The sequence below is a fragment of the Frankia sp. AiPs1 genome (genome assembly GCF_023716945.1).
Classification (GTDB): Bacteria; Actinomycetota; Actinomycetes; order Frankiales; family Frankiaceae; genus Frankia.
This window is the reverse complement of the sequence record NZ_JAMQQF010000299.1, coordinates 1-7,088: the sequence shown is the minus strand read 5'-3', so window position 1 is coordinate 7,088 and position 7,088 is coordinate 1. Positions and strand designations below refer to the sequence as shown.

7 protein-coding genes are annotated in these 7,088 nt (G+C 75.0%); 5 read left to right on the top strand and 2 right to left on the bottom strand.

Going from position 1 to position 7,088, the window contains the following annotated elements:
* Positions 1-999 (bottom strand): phosphotransferase family protein (locus ND748_RS21180; RefSeq protein WP_251747734.1); only part of this gene is annotated, 999 nt, incomplete at its 3' end.
* Between the two features lie 75 nt (positions 1,000-1,074).
* Between ND748_RS21180 and ND748_RS21175 the strand changes: the two genes are divergently transcribed.
* From ND748_RS21175 to ND748_RS21160, 4 genes are all read left to right on the top strand, one after another.
* A complete protein-coding gene (locus ND748_RS21175; protein WP_251747733.1) occupies positions 1,075-1,815 on the top strand; it encodes a TetR family transcriptional regulator in 741 nt (246 codons plus the stop codon).
* 63 nt (positions 1,816-1,878) lie between these two features.
* The gene (locus tag ND748_RS21170; RefSeq protein WP_251747732.1) at positions 1,879-3,540 is read left to right on the top strand and encodes a class I adenylate-forming enzyme family protein; all 1,662 of its coding nucleotides are present in this window, start codon (positions 1,879-1,881) and stop codon (positions 3,538-3,540) included.
* Positions 3,537-4,616, top strand: a complete 1,080-nt coding sequence (locus ND748_RS21165) for a hypothetical protein (RefSeq protein WP_251747731.1) — start codon at positions 3,537-3,539, stop codon at positions 4,614-4,616. The genes ND748_RS21170 and ND748_RS21165 overlap by 4 nt, the downstream gene beginning before the upstream one ends.
* A 158-nt stretch (positions 4,617-4,774) precedes the next feature.
* Entirely contained in the window at positions 4,775-5,533 is a 759-nt protein-coding gene (locus tag ND748_RS21160) for a phosphotransferase (RefSeq protein ID WP_251747730.1), read from the top strand.
* A gap of 136 nt (positions 5,534-5,669) precedes the next feature.
* On the opposite strand, the gene ND748_RS21155 is transcribed toward ND748_RS21160, so the two are convergent.
* A complete protein-coding gene (locus tag ND748_RS21155; protein ID WP_251747729.1) occupies positions 5,670-5,993 on the bottom strand; it encodes a hypothetical protein in 324 nt (107 codons plus the stop codon).
* Between the two features lie 89 nt (positions 5,994-6,082).
* Between ND748_RS21155 and ND748_RS21150 the strand changes: the two genes are divergently transcribed.
* A partial coding sequence (locus tag ND748_RS21150) for an FAD:protein FMN transferase (RefSeq protein ID WP_251747728.1) occupies positions 6,083-7,088 on the top strand: 1,006 nt, incomplete at its 3' end.

Below are 7,088 nucleotides of genomic sequence, written 5' to 3'. Positions count from 1 at the left end.
GATCTCCGCCGCGGCCGCCGGGCTCGCCGAGGTGGCCGGGCTCGCCGGGGCGGCGAGCAGCCGCAGTGCGCCGCCGCGCAGCCGGACGAGGACGGAGCCCAGCAGGGCGTCGTAGGCGAGCGCGGCGATGAGCGGGCCGAGCACATCCGCCCCCGGCGGCGCGGCGGTGATCCCGGCCCACAGGCTGATCACCGACTTGGTCATGACGAACGCGACCTGCCAGTCGAGCCGGCTCGGATTGACCGCGCCGCCGCCGGCGGCGGCGTACTCGACGACGCGGGTGGTGAACGCGCCGAAGTCGGTGTGCGCGCCGCGCATCCAGATCCAGGCGAGGTCCTCGTGCGGGTCGCCGGCGTGGAACAGCTCCCAGTCCAACAGGGCGGCCACCCGCCCCTCGTGGATCATGACGTTGCCGGGGCCGGCGTCGCCGTGCACCGGCCGCGCCGGGGTCGGGTCGTCCGGCAGGTCGTCGGCGAGGATCCGCAGCGCCAGCCGGATCAGCGGCCGGTCCAGGGTGCCCGTCGTCGCGGCTCGGGCGCGCCACCAGTCGAGATCCGAGCGCAGCGCCGCGGTGATCGACGACGCCGCCACGCCGAGCTCGGGGGGATCGATCCGGTGCAGCCGGGCGAGCAGCGCCATGTACTGCGGCGCGGCCTGCTCGACCGCCGCGGGGTCCGGCCTGCTGGTGCCGGGGACGAGCTCCAACAGGGTGCCGGCCGGGTCTGTCAGGGTCGCGAGCACGGCGGGTACGGGCAGCCCGTGGGCGCGGACGCGCCGGAGGACTTCGGCCTCGCGGGCCAGGGTCATCTCGCTGCCGTCCATCACCCCGCCGGTCACCGGGTCGGCGCGCAGGAAGGCGATACCGGCGCCGGCAGCGCTCTCGACGCGGTAGGCCTCGCGGGACGCCCCCGCGGGCACGGGCACCAGGCGGACCGCGTCGACGCCGAGGGCGGCGGCGATCTCGCCGGTCCGTTGGGCCCAGCTCGAGATGGGGGTCATGGCGGTCCTCCCAGCTTCGGCGACGACGTCGATACTAGCCATAACTGACAGGCGTTCAATTAATGGGGAGGCGGAATGACCGCGGCCGAGCCGAGCGAACCGACCGGCCTGAACGACGTGGGCCGCCTGAACGACGTGGGCCGGCGGTCGCGGCTGCCGGCGGGCGGCACCAGCACCGGCACCGGCACCGGAGTCGGCACCGGAGTCGGCGTCGGCGTCGCTGCCGGGTCCGGGCCCGGGCCGAAGGGGCGGCGCACCCGGCTGCGGCTGCTCGACGAGGTGGAGCGGCGCTGTCTGGCCGCGCCGTACCTGACGGTCGCCGTCGCGGACGTCGCGCGCGCGGTGAACACGTCGCCGGGGACCTTCTACCACTACTTCCCCGACCTCCCCAGCGCCGTCGCCGAGGTGGCCGAACGGCACATGGAGCAGTTCGAGCAGGTCACGGCACTGGCCGCGGCGCTGGTGCGTGCGGACGCCGCGCTCGAGCCGTGCGAGCGGTTCGTCCGGGCGTTCCACGACTTCTGGACCGGGCGGCGCGGGCTGCTCGAGACGATCGTGCTCGCCTCCCGCGACGAGGACCCGCGGGTGTTCCGGGTCCTGCTGGACGCCATGAAGAGGCTCACCCACGTGCTGTCGGTCGCCGTCGTCGACGGCCATCCCGTGGGTCTCGCCGGGTCGCTGGTGATGATGCTGGTGCTGTCGGCGGCCCGCCGCGAGGGGTTCGCCCGCGACGGGGCGCCGCTCGAGGACCTCATCCGGTCCCAGGCCCAGATCATCCACCTCGGCCTGGCCACGCGTCCCGCGCCCCACGGATAATTGACGCTGTGTCAGTTCCGTGACACCGTCGCTCGGGACAAGAGCGAAGCCGGCGAGGTGGCCATGGACGAGTTCGACGCAGCGGGCGGCTCCGGTGGTCGCGATCCCTCCGGCGGTGGTGATCCCTCCGGCGGCGGCGAGGATTTCGCCGGCGGCGGCGGTGGCGGGGCTGGCGGTCTTGGCGAGGACAGTCTGTCGAGCCTGTTCGACCGGCGGGTCCGGATCAGCCCGCGGGCGCCGGCGGCGCGTGACGTGGGTGGCGACCAGGTGTCCTGGGGCGAGCTCGGTGACCGGGTGGCGGCCCTCGCCGCGGACCTCGCCGCCCGCGGCGTCCGGCCGGCCACCGTCGTGTCCTGGCAGCTTCCGACCAGCGTCGAGGCGATCGTCCTGCTGCTCGCGCTGTGCCGGCTCGGGGCGACCCAGAATCCCCTGCTGCCCGTCCACGGCGACCGTGAGCTCGACTTCATCCTGCGTCAGGCCCGCCCGGCGCTGCTCATCGTCGACGGCGCCGACCCGGCGCGCACGGCGGCCGTCCGGCGGGTGGCCGCCGCCGTGGCCCGCGATGGTGCGCCGATCGACGTCCTGGCCTGGGGTCAGGACAGTCCCGCACGGGGCGGTCCACTGGCCCTGCCGACGGGTCCCGCGGGCCGGTGGTACTTCTACACCTCGGGGACGACGTCGGCGCCCAAGGGCGTGGTCCACGCCGACCGCGCGGTGCTGGCGGCCGGACGCACCCTGGTCGAGCGGCTCGGGTTACGCCCGGACGACCGCTACGGCGCGGTCTTCCCCCTCTGCCACGTGGGCGGCCCGGCCTGGCAGGTCGCGGCGATGCTGGTCGGATTCGAGACGCTGTGCGTCGCGCGGTTCACCGACGAGGCGATCACCGCCCTGCATGACTTCGACGTCACCATCGCCGGGGCCGGCCCGCCGTTCTTCCTCGCCTACCTCGCCGCCCAGCGCGCGCTGCCGGCCGGCGGCCGGCTGTTCCCGCGGGTCCGCGCCTTCCCCGGCGGCGGCACGGGCCGGCCCCACGACCTGGACGCGCGGATGGTGGCCGCGTTCGGCGCCGGCATCGTCCCCACCTACGGCCTGACCGAGGCACCGATCGTCTGCATGGGCCGGCTGGGCGACTCCCCCGCGCAGCGGGCCACCACCGAGGGCGTCGCCGCGCCCGGGGCGCGGCTGCGGGTGACGGCGGCCGACGGCACCGCCTCGCCCGCCGGCTCGGACGGCGAGATCCAGATCGGCGGCGACCACCTGATGCTTGGCTACCTGGACCAGGAGCTGACCGCCGCGGCGATGACACCGGACGGCTGGCTGCGCACCGGTGACCTGGGCCGTCTCGACGCGGCCGGCTGTCTGACCGTCACCGGACGGATCAAGGACGTGATCATCCGGAACATGGAGAACGTCTCGGCCGTGGAGGTGGAGCAGGTGCTGGCGACCCATCCGGGCATCGCCGACGTGTCGGTCATCGGGCTACCCGACGGGCAGACCGGGGAGCGGGTGTGCGCGGTCGTCGTGCCCGCGGTTGCGGACGCCCCGCCCAGCCTCGCGGACCTGACCGGCTGGTGCGCGCGGGCGGGGCTGATGAAGCAGAAATGGCCGGAGCAGGTGGAGCTGGTCGACGAGCTGCCCCGCAATCCGGTCGGCAAGGTCGCCAAGGCCCAGCTCCGCGAGCGCTACCTCCCCGCCGCCGACGCGGCCACGGGGGCACCCCGATGACCGCCGACACCGACCCGGCCGACACCGGCCCGGCCAGCACCGGCCCGACCAGCACCCACCCGGCCAGCACCCACCCGGCCAGCACCGAATCCGCCGGCTCCCGACCCGCCGGGACGGGATCGCCCGGCGCCGACCCCGCGGACGCGGCCGGCTGGGGCCTGACGGAGGCGGACGATCGGCTGCACCCGTTCCCGCCCGACGAGCCGTTGTGGACGGAGACCGTCTGGTTCACCTGGATGGTGCCCGAACGTCGCCTGCTGGGCTACGTGTACCCGGTGTTCCGGCCCAACCTCGGCGTCCAGTTCGGCGGGGTGACCGTCTACGATGCCACCGCCCATCTGCCCTGGGAGCTTCCCGTCCGCCACTGGCAGCAGCACATCCCACTGCCGGAGCTGCCGGACCTGCGCGACGCCCGCCTCGCCGACGGCATCACCCTGCGCGCCGTCCGTCCCGGCCGCACCTACGAGATCGGCTACACCAGCGACGAGCTCACCCTCGATCTGCGCTACGAGGCGCTGATGCGACCGTTGGTCTCCGGCGGCGAATCCGACCTGTTCGCCCAGGGCGGTCACCTCGACCAGCCCGGACAGGTCACCGGGACCATGGTGCTGCACGGCGAGCCGATCGCCGTCGACTGCTTCGCGATCCGAGACCGGGCGTGGGGGCCGCGGCGCGACCAGCGGCAGCGGCGCGTCGGCTACGCCTACGGCACGGCGTCGGCGACCGAGGCGTTCCTCGTCATCACCGGCCCGGATCGCCACGGCACGGACCGGGTGTGGACGGGCTACCTCATGCGGGACGGCGTGTGGTCCCCGCTGGTCACCGGCGAGCGGCAGGTGGACCGCGACAGCGAGGGCCGGCCGGCGACCGTGCGCATCACCGGCCACGACGAGCTGGGCCGGGCGCTGTCCGCGACGGGCACGGTGGTCAGCCGGATGGTCTTCACCCCGTACCCGAGCATGTTCGCGTGGTGCAGCATGACCCGCTGGGACCTCGACGGCCAGGTGTGCTGGGGCGAGGACCAGGACGTGTGGAGCCCCCGCCGCTGGCGCCGCGACATGGTCGCCGCCGGTTAGACCCCGCGGGACGGGCCGGGTCGGAACCAGGCGGGGCAGCCGACCCGGGCGGCGGCCACCGCGCCGACGCCGCCCTGGCCCGCCGATCGCGCCCGGCCGAAAACCGGTTGCGGTCCTGGACCGGCACGCCTACACAACGAATCATGGATGAGCAGCAGGTGACCGAGCAGCGCCTGCCCGGCGGCCGGCATGTCGGGGGTGTCCGCATCGGCGACACCGTGCACCGCCCCGCCAACCCCTGGACCCCCGCGGTGCACGGGCTGCTGCGCCATCTCGACGCGGTCGGGTTCGCCGGTGCGCCGCGGGTGCTCGGCTTCGACGAGCGGGGCCGCGAGGTGCTGTCCTGGCTTGCCGGCGACACGATCGGCGAGCGGCGGCCGTGGCCGGCGTGGGCGTTCTCCGACGAGGCGCTGGGCCAGGTCGGGGCGTGGCTGCGCCGGCTGCACGACGTCACCGCCGGCTACGTGCCGCCGGCCGGCGCCGTCTGGCTGTCCGGGCGGCCGTGGCAGCCGGGCCTGGTCGTCGGCCATCACGACGCCTCGCCGTTCAACGCGGTGTGGGACGTCGGCGCCGGCCGGCTCGTCGGGTTCGTCGACTGGGACACCGCCGGGCCGTCGACCCGCGAACTCGACCTCGCCTTCACCGCCCTGACCTGGGTGCCGCTGCACGCCCGCGCCGTCGTCGAGGCGCAGGGCTTCACCGCCTTCGACGACCGGCCCCGCCGGCTGCGCCTGCTGCTGGACGCCTACGGCCACGACGGTGACCGCGCCGCGTTCGGCCCGGCCGTCGCCGCCCGGGCCCGGCTCAACGCCGCGGTCATCGTCCGGCTGGGCATCGACGCGCTGCTGCCCATCGCCGCCGACTTCGAGCAGGCCGCCCGCGAGATCGACGCCCTGCCGCCCGTCTTCTGGACCTGACAGTTCTGAGGTCTGACTGTCGGGCCCGACAGTCCTTGGGCCCGACAGTCCTTGGGCCTGACAGCCGCGCGACACCGGACCCTGGGCCTGTCTACAGGCCGCGCACAGCTACCTCACAGTCTCAACTCTCACCCTCCTAACCATGCGCTCCGCAACGGGGGGCCGACGGGTGAGGAAGGGCTGCGATGGCGACACGCGAGCAGGGGATCCGACGGATAGGCCCCGTCACGACCGGGTTGGCCGCCGTGGCGGCCGCCGGCGTCATCGGATTCGGAGTCCTCGCCCACGAGCACACCGCGGATGACGACGCTTCGACCACCACGGCCACGACCGGCACCGGCGCCACCTCGACCGGCACGACAGGCACCTCGTCCAGCGGCACGACGACCGACTCCTCCGCGAGCACGAGCTCGTCGGACAGCACGAGCTCGTCGGACAGCACCAGCTCGTCGAGCAGCACCGATTCCGGCACCTCGTCGAGCGCGACGTCGCCTTCGAGCGCCAGCGGTCAGGCGCACGCCACGACCGGGGGTTCCTGACATGCCCCCGATGACGAGTACTCGACCCACGAAACCGGCCACCGACGAGCCCGGCCCCACCACGACCTCCTCCACCGCGACCTCCTTCCCCGCGGCGGCCTCCACCACTTACTTCCCCACGGCGGGCTCCCCGGCCCGGACATCCCCGGCCGGCGAGCCCGCCGACGGGCATCCCCCGACCGGGCGGGGCTCCGACCCCGCAGGGCCCGGGGGGACGGCGTTGGCGACATGGCCGGTCTGGAGCACGACCGCGCAGCTGGTGGTGACCGACCCGAGCCGGCTCGACGAAGCCCGGCGGCTCGTCGCCGGTCAGCTCGCGGCGGTCGACGAGGTCGCCAGCCGCTTCCGCGCCGACGCGGAAATCGTCCGGCTCGACGCGGCCGCCGGCACGTCCCAGCAGGTCAGCCCCCTGCTCGCCGAGCTGATCAAGGTGGCCCTGACCGCCGCCCAGCGGAGCGGCGGGGACGTCGACCCGACCGTCGGTGGCGCACTGGCCGATCTGGGCTACGACCGCGACATCGCTCTGCTGCCGCCTGGCGGACCGCCCGTGCGGGTGGTGCGCCGGCCGGCTCCGGGCTGGCAGCGCATCCGGCTCACCGGGCGGATGCTGACCCTGCCGCCCGGCGTGCGCCTCGACCTGGGCGCGACAGCGAAGGCGCACACGGCCGACCGCTGCGCCGCGCTGATCGCCGAACGGTTGAACACCGGGGTCCTGGTCAGTCTGGGCGGGGACATCGCCACCGCCGGGCCGGCGCCCCAGGGCGGCTGGCGCATCCGGGTGCTGGACCAACCGGGCGAGCCCGAGTGCACGATCGGACTACCGGCGGGGCTCGCGGTCGCGACGTCCAGCACCCTGGGGCGACGCTGGCGACGCGGCAACCGGCTGCTGCACCACGTGCTCGACCCGCGCACCTGCCAGCCGGCCCCGGCGGTGTGGCGGACGGTCACCGTGGCGGCGGCGAGCTGCGTCGACGCGAACACGGCGAGCACGGCGTCGATCGTGCGCGGCCCGGCGG